The 19,941-nt window shown below is 68.3% G+C and carries 19 protein-coding genes; 9 read left to right on the forward strand and 10 right to left on the reverse strand.

Going from position 1 to position 19,941, the window contains the following annotated elements:
- Window positions 1–37: 37 nt before the first annotated feature.
- From DEQ92_RS17010 to DEQ92_RS17045, 8 genes are all read right to left on the reverse strand, one after another.
- A complete protein-coding gene (locus DEQ92_RS17010; RefSeq protein ID WP_115821158.1) occupies window positions 38–1,411 on the reverse strand; it encodes an MmgE/PrpD family protein in 1,374 nt (457 codons plus the stop codon).
- A 27-nt stretch (window positions 1,412–1,438) separates the two neighbouring features.
- Window positions 1,439–2,767, reverse strand: a complete 1,329-nt coding sequence (locus tag DEQ92_RS17015) for an MmgE/PrpD family protein (RefSeq protein ID WP_004978176.1) — start codon at window positions 2,765–2,767, stop codon at window positions 1,439–1,441.
- Window position 2,768: 1 nt separating this feature from the next.
- Window positions 2,769–3,473, reverse strand: a complete 705-nt coding sequence (locus tag DEQ92_RS17020) for an ABC transporter ATP-binding protein (RefSeq protein ID WP_004978179.1) — start codon at window positions 3,471–3,473, stop codon at window positions 2,769–2,771.
- Window positions 3,466–4,257 (reverse strand): ABC transporter ATP-binding protein, encoded by a 792-nt coding sequence (locus DEQ92_RS17025; RefSeq protein ID WP_004978182.1) that lies wholly within the window; start codon window positions 4,255–4,257, stop codon window positions 3,466–3,468. Before DEQ92_RS17025 ends, DEQ92_RS17020 begins: the two co-directional genes overlap by 8 nt.
- On the reverse strand, window positions 4,257–5,333 hold the full coding sequence (locus tag DEQ92_RS17030; RefSeq protein ID WP_050460328.1) for a branched-chain amino acid ABC transporter permease: 1,077 nt from the start codon (window positions 5,331–5,333) through the stop codon (window positions 4,257–4,259). Before DEQ92_RS17030 ends, DEQ92_RS17025 begins: the two co-directional genes overlap by 1 nt.
- Entirely contained in the window at window positions 5,330–6,295 is a 966-nt protein-coding gene (locus DEQ92_RS17035) for a branched-chain amino acid ABC transporter permease (protein WP_004978186.1), read from the reverse strand. Before DEQ92_RS17035 ends, DEQ92_RS17030 begins: the two co-directional genes overlap by 4 nt.
- Before the next feature lie 93 nt (window positions 6,296–6,388).
- Entirely contained in the window at window positions 6,389–7,711 is a 1,323-nt protein-coding gene (locus DEQ92_RS17040) for an ABC transporter substrate-binding protein (RefSeq protein WP_049905301.1), read from the reverse strand.
- Between the two features lie 120 nt (window positions 7,712–7,831).
- Window positions 7,832–9,265 (reverse strand): FAD-dependent oxidoreductase, encoded by a 1,434-nt coding sequence (locus DEQ92_RS17045; protein ID WP_004978189.1) that lies wholly within the window; start codon window positions 9,263–9,265, stop codon window positions 7,832–7,834.
- Window positions 9,266–9,515: 250 nt separating this feature from the next.
- Here DEQ92_RS17045 and DEQ92_RS17050 point away from each other — a divergent pair, with 250 nt between their 5' ends.
- The 8 genes from DEQ92_RS17050 to DEQ92_RS17085 all read left to right on the forward strand — a co-directional run bounded on the left by DEQ92_RS17050 (window position 9,516) and on the right by DEQ92_RS17085 (window position 17,191).
- A complete protein-coding gene (locus tag DEQ92_RS17050) occupies window positions 9,516–9,917 on the forward strand; it encodes a nuclear transport factor 2 family protein (RefSeq protein WP_115805760.1) in 402 nt (133 codons plus the stop codon).
- On the forward strand, window positions 9,914–10,891 hold the full coding sequence (locus DEQ92_RS17055; RefSeq protein ID WP_004978194.1) for an LLM class flavin-dependent oxidoreductase: 978 nt from the start codon (window positions 9,914–9,916) through the stop codon (window positions 10,889–10,891). The genes DEQ92_RS17050 and DEQ92_RS17055 overlap by 4 nt, the downstream gene beginning before the upstream one ends.
- Before the next feature lie 66 nt (window positions 10,892–10,957).
- Window positions 10,958–11,617, forward strand: coding sequence for an isochorismatase family protein (locus tag DEQ92_RS17060; RefSeq protein WP_004967836.1), 660 nt, complete (start codon window positions 10,958–10,960; stop codon window positions 11,615–11,617).
- Window positions 11,614–13,014, forward strand: coding sequence for a dihydroorotase family protein (locus DEQ92_RS17065; RefSeq protein WP_004978199.1), 1,401 nt, complete (start codon window positions 11,614–11,616; stop codon window positions 13,012–13,014). The genes DEQ92_RS17060 and DEQ92_RS17065 overlap by 4 nt, the downstream gene beginning before the upstream one ends.
- Before the next feature lie 173 nt (window positions 13,015–13,187).
- Window positions 13,188–14,393: a CaiB/BaiF CoA-transferase family protein gene (locus tag DEQ92_RS17070; protein WP_004978204.1), complete on the forward strand. Its 1,206-nt coding sequence runs from the start codon at window positions 13,188–13,190 to the stop codon at window positions 14,391–14,393.
- The gene (locus tag DEQ92_RS17075; protein ID WP_115821159.1) at window positions 14,390–15,349 is read left to right on the forward strand and encodes a hydroxymethylglutaryl-CoA lyase; all 960 of its coding nucleotides are present in this window, start codon (window positions 14,390–14,392) and stop codon (window positions 15,347–15,349) included. The genes DEQ92_RS17070 and DEQ92_RS17075 overlap by 4 nt, the downstream gene beginning before the upstream one ends.
- Window position 15,350: 1 nt before the next feature.
- Window positions 15,351–16,664, forward strand: a complete 1,314-nt coding sequence (locus tag DEQ92_RS17080; protein WP_004978211.1) for a 3-isopropylmalate dehydratase large subunit — start codon at window positions 15,351–15,353, stop codon at window positions 16,662–16,664.
- Window positions 16,661–17,191 carry a 3-isopropylmalate dehydratase small subunit gene (locus DEQ92_RS17085; RefSeq protein ID WP_004978212.1) on the forward strand — a complete coding sequence of 177 codons (531 nt, stop codon included), beginning with the start codon at window positions 16,661–16,663 and terminating at the stop codon, window positions 17,189–17,191. The genes DEQ92_RS17080 and DEQ92_RS17085 overlap by 4 nt, the downstream gene beginning before the upstream one ends.
- Window positions 17,192–17,293: 102 nt before the next feature.
- Here the strand turns inward: DEQ92_RS17085 and DEQ92_RS17090 are convergent, their stop codons facing one another.
- Window positions 17,294–18,427, reverse strand: a complete 1,134-nt coding sequence (locus DEQ92_RS17090) for an MFS transporter (RefSeq protein ID WP_050460321.1) — start codon at window positions 18,425–18,427, stop codon at window positions 17,294–17,296.
- 370 nt (window positions 18,428–18,797) lie between these two features.
- On the opposite strand from DEQ92_RS17090, the gene DEQ92_RS17095 reads away from it, so the two are divergent.
- Window positions 18,798–19,199: a VOC family protein gene (locus DEQ92_RS17095; protein WP_115821160.1), complete on the forward strand. Its 402-nt coding sequence runs from the start codon at window positions 18,798–18,800 to the stop codon at window positions 19,197–19,199.
- A gap of 7 nt (window positions 19,200–19,206) precedes the next feature.
- On the opposite strand, the gene DEQ92_RS17100 is transcribed toward DEQ92_RS17095, so the two are convergent.
- Window positions 19,207–19,857: a helix-turn-helix domain-containing protein gene (locus tag DEQ92_RS17100; RefSeq protein WP_004978217.1), complete on the reverse strand. Its 651-nt coding sequence runs from the start codon at window positions 19,855–19,857 to the stop codon at window positions 19,207–19,209.
- Window positions 19,858–19,941: the final 84 nt, after the last annotated feature.

Here is a 19,941-nt window from a genome sequence, read left to right on the forward strand (position 1 = left end):
TGGCGTTTCGTTCGGGGAACCCGAACGAGCGTTCGGACTAGTCCCGCGTCAGCGCGGCGACGGTCTCGCGGACCGGACTCGAATCCACCGCCGAGAGCGCGTTGAGCGCCTCGTCTGCGGCGTCGTCGCCGAGACCGAACGCGAGCAGGTCGCGGTTGCGCGAGGCGAGGTCGGCCCCCGAGAGCGGGTCGCGGTAGTCGCCGCGGGGGTACTCGCGCTCGCCGACGTAGCGGCTCCCGTCGCGGGCGGTTACTTCGACACGCGCACCCCAGTCGTCGGGGAAGGCCCGCTCGAACGCCTCGTCCGCGTGCAGGTGGACGCGCTCCGAGAGCGCCTGTACGGCCTCGTCGCCGAGCGCGTCTTCGAGGAAGTGGTCGAGTTCGACGCGTCCGTCCGCGACCCAGCGGGCGAGGACGTACGGCGTCGAGAACTTCGCCGCGGTGAGCGTCTCGGGTCGCGCGTGCCTCATATCGACGCCGTTGCGGTAGGTGTACACGTCGATTCGGTCCACGTCGGCGGGCGTGAGGTCGTCCGCACCGGCGTCCCGCAGGGCGTCGAGCGGGGCGTGGGTGTAGCGACACGACGGGTACGGCTTCTGGTAGGCCTCGGTAATCCACCAGTCGTCGCCGAGCGAGTCGAAGAGGGCGGCGAACTCGCCGTCACCGAGGAGCGTCTCGAACGGGTCGTAGACGGCCTCCATCGCCGCGGGCGACCCGCGGAGTCCGGCGGCGGTCAGCGTCGCGGCGCTCACGCCGGCCTGCGCGGAGAAGCCGGCGGTGACGTTCCGCGACGGCGCGCCCTCGGCGAAGGGGTCGTGCATGGAGACGACCGCGAGATTCAGCGCGGTGCGGACCGTCTCGCGCACTTCGTCGGGCGACTGCCCCGCGCAGACGGCGGCGGTCAGCGCCGGTCCGAGCGTCGTCCACGTCGAGTGCGGGTCGCGGACGAGCCACGGAATCGCCTCGTTCATCCGGGCCTTCATCGCGAAGATGGCGTACTCGAAGCGCGCGCACAGCTCGTAGGAGCGGACGCAGGCGTCCACGAACGTCTCGCCGTCGACGTCGCGGGCCTCGGCGACGCCCACCGCGCCCGCGACGATGCTCGCGCCCACGTGGCCGCCCCGGTTGTGGCCCTCCTCTATCTCCTGTGTTATCGCCGCCGTCGCGTTCAACAGCGCCGCCTGCGACGGGTCGACGCGGCGGTCGGTCCCGAGGACGGACGCCGGGCCGTCGGCCAGCGCCGCGTCGCGGAAGACGCCCGCGTGCTGCGGGGCGGCCGCCCCCGCGACGGTCGCCGCGAGCACGTCCGCGACGATTCGCGCCCCGTCGGCGCGCACGCCGTCGGGTATCTCGTCGGTCAGAAAGCGGTACACCTGTCGTTCCCAGTCTCGGACTGGCTCCTGTGAAATCATGGTCTGAATGCGTGGTCGAAAGGGTGCTCAGGCCCGCGTGAGGGCGCAGAGCACGCGGGGGGCGGCGGGTTCGGTCGCCGCGGTCCAGAGGTCGTCGACGCCGCCGTCGCCGATGACGGGCGCGACGAGCCGGTCGAACTTCGCTCGGAGTTCCGATTCGGTGAAGGGGTCGCGCTCGCCGCCGCGGGCGGCGCGCACCTCGCGGGCGTACCGCTCGCCGTCGCTCGTCTCGACGGTGACGCGCGCGCCGCGCTCGTCGGGGGCGCGGGCCGCGAACTCCTCGGTGGCGACCACGTCGACGCGGCGGGCGAACCCGAGCGCGGCCTTCGTGAGCGCCTCGTCGGTGAACGCCTCCTTGCCGGTCTCGCCGGTCGTCAGCGCCGAGGCGACGGCGAAGGGGAGAGAGAACTTCGCCTGCAACGCGTTCTCGGGCGCGGGGTCCGACAGCGCCGCCGCCGCGGGGTACGTCTCGACGCTGACCGACTCGATGTCGGACGCGTCGACGCCCGTCTCGTCGACGAGGAGCGCCACGGCGTCGAGGGCGGCGTGGGTGTAGCGGCAGGCCGCGTGGACCTTGAAGTAGCCGCGCTCGAGTTCCCAGCGCTCGCCGAGTCCGTCGGCGAGGGCGCTCCGGTCGGGACCGTCCGCGGCCACGGGTTCGAGGTGTCGCGCCACGCCGTCGTCGAGACCGGTGAACCCCGATTCGGCCTGGTCGACCGCGAGGAGACCCGAGAGGTTGCTCATCCCGACGTAGCCGTTCCTGACTGTCGCGCCCTCCGTGGCCGCCTCGAACCGGGTGTGCTGGGCGTAGTTCGCCGCCATGCGCATCGCGTCGAGCGTCGTCTCGGCGTCGAGGCCGCGGAGCCGTGAGACGGCTGCGGCGGTGCCGACGCCGCCCCAGACGCCGTGGGGGTGCAGGCCGTCGGCGAGCGGGACGACCGTCTCGGCGGCGCGGACCGCCGCCTCGTAGCCGGCGACGAACGCCGTCAGGAACTCGTCGCCGCTGCGGTAGGCCGACTCGCCGTCCGCGAGGAGCGCGGGGAGGACGTGAATCGCGGGGTGGCCGGCCGCGAAGCGGTGGCCCTCGTCGAGTTCGAGGACGCTCCCGGCGGCCGCGTTGACGAACGCGGCGCGGTACGCCGAGGTCCGCTCGCCCGCGGTCCCCATGATGGTCGATTCGCCGCCGTTCTCGTCGGCCCACCGGCGCGCCAGCGCGGCGACCGCGGGGTCCGACGCGCCGCCCAGCACCGCGCCGATGGTGTCGGCGACGACGAGGGACGCGCGGTCGGCGACCGACGCGGGGAGGTCGCCCCGGTCGAGGTCGGACACGAACGACGCGAGCGCTTCGTCGGTCATCTCACACCCCGAGGTACGCCTCGACGACGCCCTCGTCTTCGAGGAGTTCGTCGCCGTCGGCGGTCATGCTGATGCGGCCGTTCTCCATGACGTAGCCCCGGTCGGCCAGCTTGAGCGTCTGCTGGACGTTCTGTTCGACCATGAGGACCGTCATGCCCTGCGCGTGGATGTCCTCGATGACGTCGAACACCTCCTGAACGAGGTGCGGCGCGAGCCCGATGGAGGGCTCGTCGAGGATGAGCAGGTCGGGCTCGCCCATGAGCGCGCGGGCGAGGGTCAGCATCTGCTGTTCCCCGCCGGACATGGTGCCGGCGCGCTGGTTCTTGCGCTCCGCGAGCCGGGGGAACAGCTCCAGCATCTCGTCGAGGTTCTCCCTGCGGTCCGCCTTCGCCTCCTCGGTCTGCGCGCCGAGAAGCAGGTTGTCGATGACGGTCATGTTGGTGAACAGGTCGCGGTTCTCCGGGACCTGCACGATGCCGCGCTCGACGATTTCGTGGGACGCCTTTGAGTGAATCGCCTCGCCGCGGTAGGTTATCTCGCCGCGGCTCGGCGAGAGGATGCCGCAGATGGTGCGCATCGTCGTCGTCTTGCCCGCGCCGTTCGAGCCGATGAGCGCGACGATTTCGCCCTCGTCGACGTGCATGTCGACGCCGTGGAGCACCTCGATGTCGTCGTAGCCGGCGCGGACGCCGCTCAGTTCAAGCATCGACGTCGAACCCCCCGATGTAGGCCTCGATGACGCGGTCGTCTTCGACCACCGTCTCGGGCGCGCCGAAGGCGATGCCCTTCCCTTGGTCCAGCACTTTCACGTAGTCCGAGATGTTCATGATGGCTTTCATGTCGTGTTCGATGATGAGGAGGCTCGTCCCGCGCTCGCGGAGTTGGCGGAACAGGTCGAGCATCTGGTTCGACTCCGACGGGGTGAGCCCCGCCATAATCTCGTCGAGGAGCAGGATTTCCGGCCGCGTCGAGACGGCGCGGGCGAGTTCGAGGCGCTTCTGTGCGCCCACGGTGAGTTCGCCCGCCTCCTCTTCGGCCTTGTCCGCGAGCCCGACGAATTCGAGGGTCTCCATGGCGATTTCGCGCGCCTCGCCCCGGCGGCGGGTGTGGATGTGCGCGCCGACCATCGCGTTCTCGACGACGGTCAGTTCCTCCAGCGGGCGCGTGATTTGGAACGTCCGCGCCAGCCCCGCCCGCGCGATTTTGTGCGCCGGGAGGCCGGAGATGACCTCGCCGTCGAGCCTGACGGTCCCGCTCGTCGGCGGGAACGCCCCGCTGATGCAGTTGAACAGCGTGGTCTTGCCCGCGCCGTTCGGTCCGATGAGGCCGATAATCTCGCCGCGGTTGACGGTCATGTCCACGTCGTCGAGCGCCTGCAGGCCGGAGAAGCGCTTGCCGACGCCCTCGACCGACAGAATCTGCTCGCCGTCGCGGTCGATGTCGGCGTCCGCGTCGTCGACGCTCTGCGCGTTCGTCTCGTCTGCCGACATCACTCGTTCACCTCCTCGTCACCGCGGACGCGCTCCCAGAGCGCGCGCGCCTGGCTCGGCCAACTGACGACGCCGCGCGGCGAGTAGATGACGATGGCCACGAGGAACGCGCCGTAGATGATGCGGTCGAGGCCGTTGATGTCGGAGAACGTCGTCCGCGCGATTTCGCTGACCGGCGTGACGATGAACGAGCCGACGATGGGGCCCAGAAGCGTCCCCGGCCCGCCGACGACGGCGGGGAGGAGCAGTTCGACGTTCTTGAACAGCGCGAACACGGTGTCGGGGCGGATGGTGTTGAAGTACATCGACCAGTAGGCACCGCCGAGGGCGGTGAAGAAGGCGCTGACGGCGACGCCGATGAGCTTGTACCGGAAGCTCGGCACGCCGACGCTGGCGGCGGCCCGCTCGTCCTCGCGGATGGCGAAGAAGTACAGCCCGACCCACGAGTTCTTGATGAGCCACGAGACGAGCGTCACGACGAGCAGGAAGCCGACGATGAGGTAGTAGTACGGCAGGTCGTTCTGGAACTGGAAGGCGACGAGGCCGTACTCCGCGCCGTAGTCCCGCGGGAACGCCTTGAAGTAGCCGTTGGCCCCGCGGAGCTCCGACATGTTGGTGACGACGAAGCGGAGCAGTTCCGCGAACGCGAGCGTCGCCAGCGCGAAGTAGTGGCCCTGCAGTTTGAAGCGGAACGAGAGCGCGCCGATGATGAGCCCGTACCCCCCGGCCAGCACGCCGCCGACGAGCATTCCGATCCAGGGGTTCACCGCGGCGTCGACGACGAGCGCCTGCGTGGCGTACGCGCCGATGCCGAAGAACGCCGCGTGCCCGAAGGAGAACTGCCCGGTGTAGCCGGACATGATGTTCCACGCCTGGGCCGTGTAGGCGTAGATGACCGTGAGGATGAGCACTTTCAGGCTCAGCAGCGCCGCGAGTTCCATCCCGGCGACGTCGATTTCGATAATCGTCGGGAGCGCCGCGAGCAGACCGAACAGCGCGACGCCCTTCACCAGCGGGGCGTACCGCTGGTCGTCGAACGTCCGGTAGCGGTCGCGGACGGACTCGATTGCGCTCACGCCTCAGCACCTCCGAAGAGGCCCTCGGGCTTGACGAGGAGCGTCCCGATGAAAAGCAGGAAGATGAGCACCTGCGCGGTGGTCCCGGGGAGGTAGTAGCCCCCGAACACCTGAATCATCCCGACGATGAGGCCGCCGACGAACGCGCCGGGGAACGAGCCGAGGCCGCCGAGGATGACGATGACGAAGGCGTTGATGAGGTACGTCTCGCCCGTGAAGGGGTCGAACCGCTGGAACAGCGCGATGGAGCCGCCGGCCACGCCGGCCAGCGCCGCGCCGATACCGAAGGTGAGGTAGTTGATGCGGCGGACGTTGATGCCGACGTAGCGCGCGCCGTCGCGGTTGTCGGCCGTGCCGCGAATCTTCCGGCCGAGGTCGGTCCGGTTCAGGAACGCCCGCACGGCGAGCATCGTCCCGAGCGCGATGACGAGCGCGTAGAACTGCCCGAGCGGGATGAAGACGCCGCCGACCTGTATCGACCCGAGCGAGAGTTCGACCTGCTGGGGGTCGGGCGTGAACACGATTTCGATGGCCGACTGGATGATAAACAGGACGCCCAGCGTGGCGATGAGCTGGTTCTGCTGGGGGGCCTCGATGATGGGTTCGACCGTGAGTACGTGGACGACCACCCCGAGGACGAACAGCACTGCGGCGGCGATGGGGATGCCGAGGAACGGGCTGATACCCGCCATCTCGGAGACCAACCACACCGAGTACATCCCGACGACGAGGAAGACGCCGTGGGCGAAGTTGATGACGTCCATCACGCCGAATATCATGGTCAGCCCGAGCGCCGTCAGCGCGTAGACGCCCCCGAGCAGGAGGCCGAACGCGAGCAACTGCAGGAGGACGGGCTCCAGGTTGGTGATGTCGGTCAGGAACTGTACGAACGGGTCGATGAATCGGCCGAGGCCACCGCCCTGCAGCGGCAGCGGCGCGACCGATGTGACTAGGTGTCCCATGCGGTTTCTACGCTCGGGAATTGTTGGCAACCCCCATAAAAGGTGGCTATCTTTCGAGACGGTTCGTTGACGTGACGGGCGCGAGGGTCGCGGTCAGACCTGCGGGTCGGCCTCCGCGTACTCCTCGGGGTAGACGACCTTGACCGAGAGGTCCTGAACCTGGTTCACCGGGCCGAGCGCGTTGACGTTCTCGCCCTGGTCGTCGAACTCGATAGCGCCCATCGCGGAGATGTGGTCCTCGTAGCTGAGGCCCTTGAGCGCCTCGTTGATGTCGTCGGGTTCGACGCTGCCGGCCTCCTCGACCGCCTGGATGATGACCTCGGCCGCGGTGTAGGCCATCCCGACCGACGCCGAGAACTCCTGGTCGTAGTTGTCGAGGAACTGCGAGCGGACCTCGGCGGTCTTGTCGACCGTCGGGTTCAGCGCGTAGTTGTTGTCCAGCACGCCGTTTGCGAACTCGCCGATGTCGCTGACGGCGTCGTCGTCGGTGAACGTCGCGGACGCGGACGCGGTCAGGTACGGCGGCCGGTAGTCCTGGTCCTGCAGCGCCTGCGCGAGCAGGACGCCGCCGGCGACGTAGGTCGTTGCGATGATGGTGTCGGGGTCGGCGCTCCGGAGCCGTGACACCTGCGTGTTGGCGTTCGACGCGCCGAACTCGATGGCGGTCTCCTCGACGATTTCGACGTTCTGCTCGGGGAGGAACTCGCGGAGGCTGTCGCGAATCGCCTGTCCGTAGCTGTTGTTGATGTAGAACAGCCCCGCCGTGTCGATGGTGCCGCCGCCGTCGCGGATGACCGACGGCACGAGGTCCGCGTAGTCGCTCGCCAGCCGGCGCGCCGGGGGCTGGGGCCGGTAGACGTAGTTGAAGTCGCGGCCCTGCAGGATGTTGTCCGCCGCCGCGATGGAGATGACGAACGGGACGCCCTGCCGTTCTGCGACCTGCGTCGCCGCCGTCGTCACCGGCGAGGAGTAACAGCCGGTGAGGACGTGCGCGCCCTCGCTGAGCAGTTCCTCGCTGACCTGTCCGCCGAGTTCCTGTGCGCCCTGGTTGTCGCCCTCGATGACGGTCACTTCCGCGCCGTCGAGCGACTCGATGCCGCCCTCCTCGTTTTTCCGCATCGCGGCGAGTTTGATGGCGTTGCTCATCCCGACGCCCGTCGCGGCGAGACTGCCCGAAAGCGGGTGGTTCGAGCCGATGATGACCTCGTCGACGGACTGCTCGGGCGTCCCCGTCGTGGTGCCCGTGTCGCCGCCGGACCCGCCCGAGTCACCGCCGGAGTCGCCGCCCGAATCGCCGCCGCCGTTTCCGGCGTCGTCGCTCGCACAGCCGGCTAATGTCAATGCCGCGACGCTCGCGCCCGTTGCTTTGAGGAAGCGCCGCCTGTTGCTCGTCGAAGACTTGAGAGTCTTACCCATGGCAATCAATCACGAGGTTGGTGCCAATTGTAATAAATGCTATCGTACTCGTGTTGTCACGTTCCGAAGATATTCCCGCGTCGAGTCGGTTGAGCCGGTCGAGTCGGCCGAGTCCGCGCGTCAGTCGAGCGACTCGCGTGCGTGGATGCCGGCGAGGCGGCCGTAGCCGAGCGCGGTCGTCAGCCCGTTACCGGAGAGGTAGCCGCCCGCGCCGTGGCCGCTGATACCGCAGGCCGTGCCGCCGCCGGCGTAGAGATTCTCGACGATGCTCCCGTCGGTCCGGAGGACGCGCCCGTCTCCGTCGACGACGAGGCCACCCTGCGTGTGGAAGAGCGCGCCGGTGACTTTGGTCCCGTAGAAGGGCGCTTCCAGCGGGTTCGCGCCGTCGACGCGGCCCACCTCGTCCGGTTCGCCCGCCGCGGCGGCCTCGTTGTAGTCGGCGACCGTCTCCGCGGCGCGCTCGCCGTCGGCACCGAGTCGCTCGGCGAGGTCGGCGACCGAGTCGTCGCTGTGGTAGGTTCCCTGCTCGATGGCCTCGTCGAAGTCCTCGAACTGCCCGCGGAGTCGTTCGAAGATGCGCTCGTCGAACAGTTGAATCGCCTGCCCGCCGGGCTGTTTGAGCACCGAGATGGCGAACTCGCTGTACCCCGCGGACTCGTCGCCGAACCGCTCGCCGTCCTGATTCACGAGGATGCCCCCGTTCATCGTGACCGCGTAGGTCGAGAGCATGCCCGTCTGGCTCGCCACCGTCGCGTGGCCCTGATAGGCGTCCATGCAGGCGAGTTCGCCGCCGAGTTCCGCGCCGAAGCGGACGCCGTCGCCGGTGTTGCCGTCAGCGCCGAAGTACAGCGCCCGTTCGATGTCCTCCTCGCAGTAGTCGGTGACCATCTCGCGGTTGCCGGCGAAGCCGTCGGTGGCGAGGATGACCTTCTCGGCCTCGATGGCCTCGTCGTGGCCGAGGCCGGCGACGACGCCCCGGACCGCGCCGTCGTCGGCGACGAGTTGCTTCACGGGCGCGTTCGTCAGGAGTTCGATGTTCGGCGTCGACTCGACGCGCTCGACCAGTTCGGCGACGAGGTTCTCGCCGTTTCGACCCTCCGGCGCGTGCATCCGGTACTCGGAGTGCTTGGGATACTTGAAGTCGTCCACGATGTGGAGCGTGACGTCCCAGTCGTCGACGAGCCAGTGGATGAGGTTCGTGCTCTCCTCGCAGAGGTACCGCACGCGCTCCTCGTCGGCCTCGTAGTCGTTTTTCTCCAAGATGTCGCGGGCCATGTCGGCGGGCGTCTCCTCGATGCCGGCCTCGCGCTGGAGTCGCGTCCCCGCCGCGGGAATCATCCCCGTCGAAAGCGAGGTGTTCCCGCCGCATTCGGGCGCTTTCTCCAGCACCGTCACGCGAACGTCGGGGTTCTCGCTGGCCGCGAGCGCGGCGACGAGGCCGGTCCCCCCGCCGCCCGCGACGAGCACGTCCGTGTCGATGTCCCACTCGATGTCGTCGACCGAGACGACTTCGGCGACGCCGTCGCTCGGCGTCCGCCGGGCTAGTTCGTCCATGCACTCTGCTAGGTAGACTCTATCGTAAAACTACCGCCTCCGGCGGTGACGGTTCCCCACGAACCTCCCGATTCCGCCGGGCTCGGCGGTGCGTGCGTGAGTAGACTCGTTCGCTGTTGCATCAGTTCGCTGTTGCATCATCGTTCGCCGTTGCGTCGTCCGCTGTCGCTCCGTCTTGGACGTTCAGGAATAATAGATAGTCAGGAATACCGGAGTGAAAAATTATGTGGGTTGAGAACACGCATAGCGCATGGACTCGCCACGAGACATCGTCGAGGAGTTCTTCGACCGGATGGAAGACGACCGCAGGGACACCGTCGGAGACCTGTTCGCCGAGGACGCCGTCATCTCCCTGCCGGGTGCGACCTTCGAGGGACCGACCGCGGCCTACGACTTCCTCGCGCACCTCGAACCGCGGTACGAGTGGGCGGCCAAGGAGTTCGACCGCTGGATAGCGGCGGGCGACACCGTCGTGAGCACCGGGTCGCTCTACGGCGTCGACAACGACGGTGAGGAGTTTTCGGACGTTCGCTACGTCGATATCTACGTCGTCCGCCGGGGCCTCATCGAGCGCCTCGACATCTGGAACGACCTCGCCGTCGACGGCGTCGTCCCGGTCGAGGACGCGGCCGCAGTCCCGGCGGAGGAATGAGCGACCGAACCGCGGTTCTGTTCGCGCTCCGCGACGACCCCTCGCTCGTCGTCCGCGCCGAGGAACTCGGCTACGAGTCGGCGTGGGCCGCCGAGGGGCAGGGAAAGACCGCCTTCGGAAAGCTCGAACGCTGGGCCGTCCACACCGACGAAATCGGCCTCGCGACGGGCATCGTCAACGTGTTCTCGCGGACGCCGGCGGCGCTCGCGGCGGCCGCGGCGACCCTCGACGACCACTCGGACGGCCGCGCGATTCTCGGCCTCGGCGTCGCCCACCCCGGCGTCGTCGAGACGTTCCACGGCGTCCCCTTCGACCGCCCGCTGTCGCGCCTCCACGAGTACGTCGAACTCGTGCGGCGCTACCTCCGCGGCGACGCCGACTCCTTCGACGGGGAGTTCTTCTCGCCCGAGCGCACGAGTTTCTGGGACGCCTTCGAACCCGTCCGGGAAGAGATACCAATCTACAACGGCGCGCTCGGGCCGGCGAACGTCCGACTCACCGGGCAGGTCGCCGACGGCTGGCTCCCGAACCTCTACCCCCGCCCGCAGTTCGAGGAGGCGCTGGAGTGGCTCGACACCGGGGCCGCCCGAACCGGCCGCGACCGGAGCGACGTGGACGTGGCGATGTACGTCCTCACGGCCGTCCACGACGACCCCGACGAGGCGCGCCGGGCGGCGGCCGAACACGTCGCGTACTACCTGCGGGACGTGCCGGGCTACTACGACCGCGCGGCCGAGCAGGCCGGCTTCGGCGACGAGGTCGAGGCGGTCCGCGCCGCGCCGACGACCGAGGCGGGGGCGCGCGAACTCTCGGCCGACTTCCTCGACCTCGTGGCGCTCGTCGGCACGCCCGACGACGTGCGGGGGCGACTCGCCGAACTCCGCGAGATGGGTGTCGACCTGCCGGTCGTCCGCGCGCCCGCCGGCGTCGACCGCGAGTGGGTGGCGCGGACGCTGGAGGTGTTCGCCCCGTAACATGACCTCAGCGAACCGTGCCGTACTTTTATGCTGGATGCCACCGCATCTCAGGCGAAGCGAGTCATGACAGACCGTATCTGGGAGGACCTGCTATCTGAACAGGATAAACAGGTCATCACGAAGGCTGGTTACGACAAGGAGGGCGCCTCGTCGTGGGAGTCCCGCGGCATGGGCGAGAACCCGATGGTTCTCGTCATCGACATGCAGCGGCTCATCGTCGGCGAGAACGTCCCCATCCTCGACGCTATCGAGGAGTATCGCACCGCGATGGGCGACATCGCGTGGGACGCCATCGAGCACATCGACCCGTTCCTCGATTTCGCGCGGGAACAGGGGCTTCCGGTGACGTACACCCGGGTCGTCCCGTCGAGCTACGACGACCCCGACCACCCCGACCTCGACATTGTCGACCCGGTCGCGCCCGAGGAGGGCGACACCGTCGTCGACAAGTCCTACGCGTCGGCGTTCTACGGGACCGACCTGCTCTCGCGGCTCGTCCGCGGCGGCCACGACTCGGTCATCATCGTCGGCAACTCCACGAGCGGGTGCGTCCGGGCCACCGCGGTCGACGCCAAGCAGAACGGCCTCAGCGTCGTCCTGCCGCAGGAGTGCATCTTCGACCGCATCGAGGCGTCGCACAAAATCGGCCTCCTCGACCTGTGGATGAAGTACGCCGAGGTGCTCGAGACCGAGGCGGTCGAGGAGTGGGTCGAGACGCTATGACCCACGACCTCGTCATCTCGAACGGCACCGTCGTCACCCCCGAACACGGCACCTTCGAAGCCGACGTCGCGGCCGACGGCGAGACCATCTCCGCCATCGCCGCGCCCGGCACGCTCTCGGGCGAGACGGAAATCGACGCGACGGGCAAGCACGTGCTCCCGGGCGCGATCGACCCGCACACCCACCACGGCATCTACCGCGGGCTGGAGGCGGACGCCGAGTCCGAGTCCAAGTCCGACCTCGTCGGCGGCGTGACCACCATCGGGAACTACTTCCGCCGGGCCGGGGCCTACGAGGACATCATGCCGGGCTACTTCGACGAGGCGGAGCCGAACTACTACCACGATTACTTCTTCTCGCTCGGCCTGCTCTCGATGGAGCATATCGAGGAGATTCCGACCATCATCGAGGAGTTCGGCATCACGACGTTCAAGTGGTACATGAACTACAAGGACGCCGCCCGCGAGAAGTTCGGCGTCGACTGCGACATGCACGACGACTTCGGCGACGCGTTCGTCCGGAAACTCGCCGAACAGGACGTGCCGACGACGCTCGGCTACCACTCCGAAAACGTCGAAATCACGAACGCGCTCGCCGGCGGCAACGTCTACGTCACCTCCGAGTCCGACGACACCGACGCCGACGCCGACGAGGGCTACGAGGTGATGGTCGAGGAGTTCCCCGGCTACGCCGAGACCCAGAGCATGGTCGCAGGCGCGGCGCTCGCCAAGGTCCACGGCTACGACGACCGCTTCTACGCGGTCCACATCTCCGCCGGGGGCACCGCCGACGAACTCGCCGCGCTCCACGACGCGGGCTACCGGGCGTGGGGCGAGACGTGTATCCACTACCTCGCGCTCACCACCGAGGAGTGCGACGAGCGCATGAAAGTCAACCCGCCGGTTCGGTCGAAAGCCGACCAAGAGACGCTCTGGGAGCGCCTCGCCGACGGCACTATCTCCACTATCGGGACCGACCACTGCGCCAACCTCGCGGAGAACAAGTTCGGCGAGGGCATCCGCGACAGCCTGCTCGGCTTCCCCTCGACGCCGGTGATGCTCCCCCTCATCCTCTCGGAGGGCGTCAACGAGGGCCGCATCTCGCTCGAACGCGCCGTCGAGGTCACGAGCACCAACGCGGCGAAGGCGTTCAATCTCTACCCCAAGAAGGGGACGGTCAGAGTCGGCAGCGACGCCGACCTCGCCGTCGTCGACCTCGACGAGACGAAGACGGTCACGCCGGAACTGTTACACAGCGTCAGCGGCTATTCCCCCTACGAGGGTCGAGATGTCACCGGCTGGCCGACCCAGACCGTCGTGAAGGGCGAACTCGCCTACGACGACGGTGAGATTGTCGGCACGAAGGGCCACGGTACGCACATCGACCGACCGGTGTGAACCGGCCACCCGCCGCGGCGACCGAAAAGGGAGTCGACGACGCTGACTGACCGGCCACGCGGGAGCCCGGGGGCGCGGCCCGACCCGCCGCACAGACGACCGGGCGCGCGGACACGCACACGCACCACCTGACGACCACCACACGCGACACAGAACGAGAAGACACACACGACATGACGAACGACACGAACGGACCACTCGACGGCCTCGTCGTCCTCGAAGCCGGGTCGATGATATCCGGCCCGACCGTCGGCCGCTTCATGGCCGACTTCGGGGCGACGGTCATCAAAATCGAACACCCGGCGTTCGGCGACCACATCCGCCGGTTCGGTCCACAGAAAGACGGCGTCGGCCTCTGGCACAAGTACCTCTCGCGGAACAAGCAGTCTATCACCCTGAACATCTCCACCGAGGAGGGCGCGGCGGTGTTCGAGGACCTCGTGAGCGAGGCCGACCTCCTCATCGAGAACTTCCGACCCGGCACGCTCGAACGCTGGGGCGTCGGCTGGGAGCGACTCTCAGATGTCAACGACGACCTCGTGATGCTCCGGATGTCCGGCTTCGGCCAGACCGGCCCGTATTCCGAGCGCCCCGGCTTCGGGACGCTCGCGGAGGCCATGTCCGGCTTCGCCTACCTCAACGGCTTCCCCGACTCGCCCCCGCTGCTCCCGCCGACCGGTCTCGCCGACAACATCGCGGCGCTGTTTTCGACGTTCGCGGTGATGTTCGCGCTCTACCACCGCGACGTCCACGGCGGCGGCGGCCAGTACATCGACACGAGCCTCATCGAACCCATCTTCGGCCTGCTCGGCCCGCAACCGCTCCGCTACGACCAACTCGGCGAAATCGAGTCGCGGTCGGGCAACCGCTCGACCTCGTCGGCCCCGCGGAACGTCTACCGGACGGGCGACGACCGCTGGGTCGCCATCTCCGCGAGCGCGCAACCGCTCGCGGAACGGACCTTCGACGCCATCGACCGGCCCGACCTGAAGGACGACCCGCGGTTCGAGACCAACGAGGACCGACTGGAACACGTCGACGAACTCGACGCCATCATCCAAGGCTGGATGGACGACCACAGCCGCGAGGAGGTGCTCGCGGCGTTCGAGGAGGCCGACGCGACGCTCGCGCCGGTGTACAACGTCGAGGACATTCTCAACGACGAGCACTACGCGGCGCGCGAGGCGTTCCTGACGGTCGACGACCCGGACCTCGGCGAGGCGGTCGTGCAGAACGCCTTCCCGAAGTTCTCGGAGACGCCGGGGCGGGTCGACCACCTCGGCCCGTCGCTCGGCGAACACAACGACGCGGTCTACCGCGACCGACTCGGCTACGACGAGTCGGTGCTTTCGGACCTCGAAGCGGAGGACGTGATATGAGCCTCCTCGACTCGCTTCCCGAGCGCGTCCACGTCGTCGAGATGCTGCCCCGCGACGGGTTCCAGCGCCTCGACGAGTTCGTCCCGACCGACGAGAAAGTCGAGATAATCGACGCCCTCTCGGAGACGGGCGTGGACGAAATCGAGATTTCGTCGTTCACCCACCCGAAGGCCGTCCCGACCCTGCGGGACGCCGACGAGGTGGCGAAGCGCATCACCCGCCGCGACGGCGTGACCTACCGGGCGCTCGTCCCCAACCTCCGGGGCATGGAGCGCGCCGTCGAGGCCGAGGTGGACAAGGTGAACGCGCTCGTCACGGTGAGCGAGACCTACACGAGGAAAAACCAGAACCGTACCCGCGAGGAGGTGCTCGCGGAGATGGACGACATCGTCGACCTCGCCCACGACCACGGCATCGAGGTCGAAGCCGGGATGGGGACGAGCTTTTATTGCCCCTACGAGGGCGCAATCGACCCGGCGGAGACGCTCGCGGTCGTCGACAGCGTCGTCGACTCCGGCGTCGACGAGGTGACGCTGGCGACGACGATGGGCCTCGCCAACCCGGTCGAGATCACGGAGCGCTTCACCGCCGCGTTCGAGGCGTACCCCGGCCTCGACATGGGCCTGCACCTCCACGACACGAACGGGATGAGCCTCGCCAACACGCTGGCCGCGATGGCCGTCGGCGTCGACCGCTTCGACGCCTCGGTCTGCGGCCTCGGCGGCGGCGTCGTCCTCCCCGGCGACATGTCCGGCGTCGGCAACACGCCGACCGAGGACCTCGTCCAGATGCTCGAACGAATGGGCGTCGGCCACGGCGTCGACTTCGGCCGCATCGAGGCGGCCGCCCACGACGTGTCCGACCGACTGGGCCTCGGTCTGACGAGTCACGTCCTCGCCGGCGGCACGGTCGAGGGCGTCCTCGACACCGTCGCGGCCGACCAGGAGGTGGACTGAGATGTCCGGCAAGACCCTCGCGGAGAAACTGCTCTCGGCGAAGTCCGGCACCGACGCCCGCGCCGGCGACTACGTCGAGGCCGACGTGGACGTGGCGATGGCCCACGACATCACCGGGCCGCTCGCGTTCCGGACGTTCGACGAGGTGACGGGCGACGACGGCGAGCTGTTCGCGCCCGACCGGACCGTCTTCACCATCGACCACCACGCCCCCGCGGACGGGGTGCAGGCCGCGAACAACCACAACGCGGTCCGCGAGTTCGCGGCGAAACACGGCGCGCACCAGTTCGACGTGGGCGACGGCATCTGCCACGCCGTCCTCGTCGAGGAGGGCTTCGTCGGTCCCGGTGACCTCGTCATCGGCGCGGACTCCCACTCGACGACCTACGGCGGCATCGGCGCGTTCGGGACCGGCGTCGGCTCGACCGACCTCGGGACCGCGCTCGCGACGGGCGAACTCTGGTTCCGCGTCCCGAAGACGCTGCGCTTCGAGGTCGACGGCGACCTCCAGGACGGCGTCTACGCGAAGGACCTCATCCTGCGTTTCATCGGCGACGTGGGCTTCGACGGCTGTACCTACATGGCCGCCGAGTACGCCGGGAGCACCATCGAGTCGCTCCCGATTCACGAGCGCCTCGTCCTGTCGAACATGGCAATCGAGATGGGCGGCAAGACGGGCCTCGTCGCGCCCGACGAGCGGGCCGAGTCGTACCTCGAACGCCAGACCGGCAACGAAGTCGACCTCGCCGACGCGTTCGTCTCCGACGACGACGCCGACTACGAGGCGGTCCACAGCTACGACGCGGCCGCCCTCGCCCCGCAGGTCTCGAAGCCGTCGAACCCCGAGAACGCGGTCGACGTGACCGAGGTCGCGGGTACCGAGGTCGACCAGCTGTTCGTCGGCACCTGCACGAACGGCCGGTACGAGGACATCAAAATCGTCGCGGACATCCTCGCGGGCGAGACCATCGCCCCGAACGTCCGGATGGTCGTCGTCCCCGCCTCGAAGTCCGTCTACCAGCACATGCTCGGGACGGGCGTCTTCCAGACGCTCACCGACGCCGGCGCGGTCATCCAGAGCGCCGGCTGTGGCCCCTGCGCGGGCTACCACCAGGGCGTCCTCGGTGACGGCGACGTCTGTCTCGCAACCGCGAACCGGAACTTCCCCGGCCGCGAGGGGTCGATGGAGTCGTCGGTCTACCTGTCGAGTCCGGCGACCGTCGGCGCGAGCGCGCTGTACGGCGAAATCACGGACCCCCGCGAGGTCGAGACGAAACGCTACGACGACACGGTGTTCGCGGAGGTGCTGCCATGACGGACGCGTTCGCCGGCGACGGCGGCCGCCCGGACCCCGCTGAACCCGGTCGCGCGTGGGTCTTCGGTGACAACATCGACACCGACCAGATAACCCCGTCGCGCTTCATCGTCTCGTCGGACCCCGACGAACTCGCCACCCACGCCTTCGAGGACCTCAGACCCGAGTTCTCCGAGTCGGTCGAACCCGGTGACTTCGTCGTCGCCGGCGAGAACTTCGGCAGCGGGTCGTCGCGGGAGCACTCGCCGCTGTCGCTCGTCGGCGCGGGCGTCTCGGCGGTCGTCGCGCAGTCGTTCGCGCGCATCTTCTTCCGCAACGCCATCAACCTCGGCCTGCCGGTGCTCATCTGCCCCGGCGCGGACGCCATCGAGGACGGCGACGAGATTCACGTCGACCTCGACGCGGGCGTCGTGACGAACCACACGCGAGACGAAACGTACGAGGCGGAGGCGCTCCCCGAGTTCCTCCAGTCGCTCGTCGAACAGGGGGGGCTGAAAGCCTACACGAAGGCGAAACTCGACGGCTGAGCGGGCACTCGGATCACGTCACACCGCCGCCGCCGCACCGTCCGCCGACCGAACAGAGGCACCCGCGAACGCCGCTCCGATGCGGTTATCGCTTTCTGCGTTTCACCGCTTCCGCGCGTCCCAGTAGAGAAGTCCGGCGGCGACGACGAGACAGACCGCGAGCCCCGCGAACGCGGCGACGTAGCTCGCGTAGGTAGCGACGATGCCGACGTAGGCCGGTCCAATCGCGTTCGCGCCGAGGAACAGCGCCCGCGCGGCCCCGAGGTCGGCCCCGCGGTCGGCGTCGGGCGCGTTGTCCATGATGATGGCGTCCGCGAGGGGGAACTCCGTCTTGTAGCCGGCCGCGAGCGCGACGACGGAGACGTAGATGAGCGGGCGCGCCTCCACGGCCGAGAGGACGGCGAGCGCCCCCGCGGCGACGAGCATCCCGACGACGGCGATTGACTCGCGGCGGAACCGGTCGCTCAGGCCGCCGGCGACGGGTTTGATGGTGATGCCGACGGCGAAGACGATGGCGAACGTCGCGCTCGCCAACTGCTGGTCGAAGCCCTTCGCCTCGATGAGATAGGTCGGAAAGAAGTTGATGAAGCCGCCGACCATGAAGTAAAACAGCCCGAACGCGAGGAGCGTCCGGCGCTGTTCCGCGCTGGCGAAGAGGCGTCGGAGCGTCCCCGAGACGTGGAGTTCGGGCGACCCCACGGCGTACCCGTCTCTGGACCAGAGCGCGTAGAGGAGGGTGAGCCCCGCGAGGGCGACGGCGACCGGGAGGAACGGCGTCCGCCACGTGGCGTAGGTCAGCGCGAGGATGGCGAGCCCCGACGAGACGAGGCCGCCGAGGTCGGTCCCGGCGGCGTAGAGACCGAGCGCCCGGCCGCGGCGTTCGACGAACAGGTCCGACAGGAGCGCCCGCGAGGGGATGGCGAACAGCCCCTTCCCGAGTCCCGTGACGACCGCGGCGGCGACGAAGCCCGCGAGACCGCCGGCGAGGCCGAACGTGGCGAACCCGAGGACGAGGATGCCGAGTCCGGGGACGATGAGCGTCGTCCGGGTCCAGCGGTCCGAGTACTCGCCGCCGGGATACTGGGTGATAGCGTAGACGCCCTGAAACAGCGCCAGCGCGATGCCGGCGGTCGCCTCCGTTATCTGTAGCTCCTCGATGATAGTCGGCAGCAGCGGCGACAACAGAAACCGACCCGTCTGGAGGACCGCCCACGCCAGCGACACGGTGACTAACATCCGACCCGGGTAGCCCGCAAGCAAGCGCTCGTCGGATGTCGGCTGTTGGTTCACACCCTCCGTACACCGACCTGCTACCAATGGGTTACGATTGCGGAACGCCGGTTCCGCTTGTCGGCGGCGCGGTTCCCCGTGACGCTGAGCGACTAGTAAACAAATATAAGTTTATATTGATTAGTCTAAAGGAGATGCACCGAAAGTAGAAGCACCATATTCGTTTCTCAAACGACACAATTTTTACAAATTCTACAATTTTTAGAAATTTCACAGTTTTAAACTCTACTGAGTTTATCTCCATCCGGTTCAGCGCCCCCCGTCCCCGATGGCCGCCGCACAAATTTTTACCACCCGCGGCCGCGACGGTCCGGGCATGGACGCGACGGCAATCGACCACGTGAATCTCCGCATCCCCGCCGACGGCCTCGACGCCGCGGTCGAGTTCTACCGCGACGCGCTCGGCTTCGACATCGAGAACCGCGAGTTGTTCGAATCGGGCGAAAAACCCTTCTTCTCCGTGCGACTCTCCCCGGAGAGCGTCATCCACCTCCGACCGGCCGAGAACTTCGAACCGCCGACGGAGACCGCCTTCGACCACGTCGCCATCGAGTTCGCCCACGACATCGACGAACTCCGCGGCCACCTCGACGCCGCGGGCGTCGAAATCGACCGCCAACTCGAACCTCTCGGGGCGACGGGCGTCGCGCCCGCGGTGTACGTCACCGACCCGTTCGGCTACACGCTGGAACTGAAAGCCGCGCCCGACGACGACTGAGCCGACTCTACAGCACGTACTGCGCGACCGAGTCCATCACTTTCCGCTCCGCCCGGCGCAGGTGCTCCTCGGCGGTGCGCCGCGAGACGCCCATCTCGTCGGCGATGGTCGCAGTCTCGATGCCGCGCGGGAGGTCGTAGTAGCCGCCGGCGTGGGCCAGTCGCAACGCCTCGCGCTGGCGGCCGGTGAGCGCGGGCATCGCGTCGGCGGGTGCCAAAAGCGGGCCGCTCCCGCTGGCGAACGACACCGCGCGCTTGGACTCGACGCTCACGTCGAAGCCGCTGTCCACGAGGTCGCGGAAGCACGCCGTCAGGTCGTCGGCCGAGACGGCGAGCAGGCGACAGACCTTCGCGCCGTCGCGGTATCGAAGCGGCGGGACGAGCAGTAGCCCGTGTTTCCGAACGTAGCCCTCGATGTGGTCTATCTCGTGGTCCCGGAGGCAGTCGGCGGTGACGACGACGAGTTCGTCGCCGCGCTCGACCGACGCCGCCACGCCGACGGTGTCGTCGACGCGGTCGAGCACGTCGCTTCCGACCCCGCCGCTCACGTGGAGCATGTCGCAGTGCTCGTTGCACCACAGTTCGACGCTCGCGGCGTTGCCCGCCGTCGCCGCCGCGTAGGCGCTGTCGTCCCTGATTCGGAGGCTCGCCTCGTACATACGCGGACCGTACTCTCGGCGTGAATATATAAACCATGCACCGCATGGTGGGGGAATCGCTACCCGTCTCGCGCCCGAAGTCTG

It is taken from the genome of Haloferax sp. Atlit-6N (assembly GCF_003383195.1).
Taxonomy (GTDB): domain Archaea; phylum Halobacteriota; class Halobacteria; order Halobacteriales; family Haloferacaceae; genus Haloferax; species Haloferax gibbonsii.

Coding starts and splice junctions, on each gene's coding strand:
- DEQ92_RS17060 (WP_004967836.1), top strand. CDS start 10,958: ATGACAGACCGTATCTGGGAGGACCTGCTATCTGAACAGGATAAACAG.
- DEQ92_RS17015 (WP_004978176.1), bottom strand. CDS start 2,767: ATGACCGACGAAGCGCTCGCGTCGTTCGTGTCCGACCTCGACCGGGGC.
- DEQ92_RS17090 (WP_050460321.1), bottom strand. CDS start 18,427: ATGTTAGTCACCGTGTCGCTGGCGTGGGCGGTCCTCCAGACGGGTCGG.
- DEQ92_RS17065 (WP_004978199.1), top strand. CDS start 11,614: ATGACCCACGACCTCGTCATCTCGAACGGCACCGTCGTCACCCCCGAA.
- DEQ92_RS17095 (WP_115821160.1), top strand. CDS start 18,798: ATGGACGCGACGGCAATCGACCACGTGAATCTCCGCATCCCCGCCGAC.
- DEQ92_RS17035 (WP_004978186.1), bottom strand. CDS start 6,295: ATGGGACACCTAGTCACATCGGTCGCGCCGCTGCCGCTGCAGGGCGGT.
- DEQ92_RS17020 (WP_004978179.1), bottom strand. CDS start 3,473: ATGCTTGAACTGAGCGGCGTCCGCGCCGGCTACGACGACATCGAGGTG.
- DEQ92_RS17075 (WP_115821159.1), top strand. CDS start 14,390: ATGAGCCTCCTCGACTCGCTTCCCGAGCGCGTCCACGTCGTCGAGATG.
- DEQ92_RS17055 (WP_004978194.1), top strand. CDS start 9,914: ATGAGCGACCGAACCGCGGTTCTGTTCGCGCTCCGCGACGACCCCTCG.
- DEQ92_RS17100 (WP_004978217.1), bottom strand. CDS start 19,857: ATGTACGAGGCGAGCCTCCGAATCAGGGACGACAGCGCCTACGCGGCG.
- DEQ92_RS17070 (WP_004978204.1), top strand. CDS start 13,188: ATGACGAACGACACGAACGGACCACTCGACGGCCTCGTCGTCCTCGAA.
- DEQ92_RS17040 (WP_049905301.1), bottom strand. CDS start 7,711: ATGGGTAAGACTCTCAAGTCTTCGACGAGCAACAGGCGGCGCTTCCTC.
- DEQ92_RS17045 (WP_004978189.1), bottom strand. CDS start 9,265: ATGGACGAACTAGCCCGGCGGACGCCGAGCGACGGCGTCGCCGAAGTC.
- DEQ92_RS17010 (WP_115821158.1), bottom strand. CDS start 1,411: ATGATTTCACAGGAGCCAGTCCGAGACTGGGAACGACAGGTGTACCGC.
- DEQ92_RS17085 (WP_004978212.1), top strand. CDS start 16,661: ATGACGGACGCGTTCGCCGGCGACGGCGGCCGCCCGGACCCCGCTGAA.
- DEQ92_RS17050 (WP_115805760.1), top strand. CDS start 9,516: ATGGACTCGCCACGAGACATCGTCGAGGAGTTCTTCGACCGGATGGAA.
- DEQ92_RS17080 (WP_004978211.1), top strand. CDS start 15,351: ATGTCCGGCAAGACCCTCGCGGAGAAACTGCTCTCGGCGAAGTCCGGC.
- DEQ92_RS17025 (WP_004978182.1), bottom strand. CDS start 4,257: ATGTCGGCAGACGAGACGAACGCGCAGAGCGTCGACGACGCGGACGCC.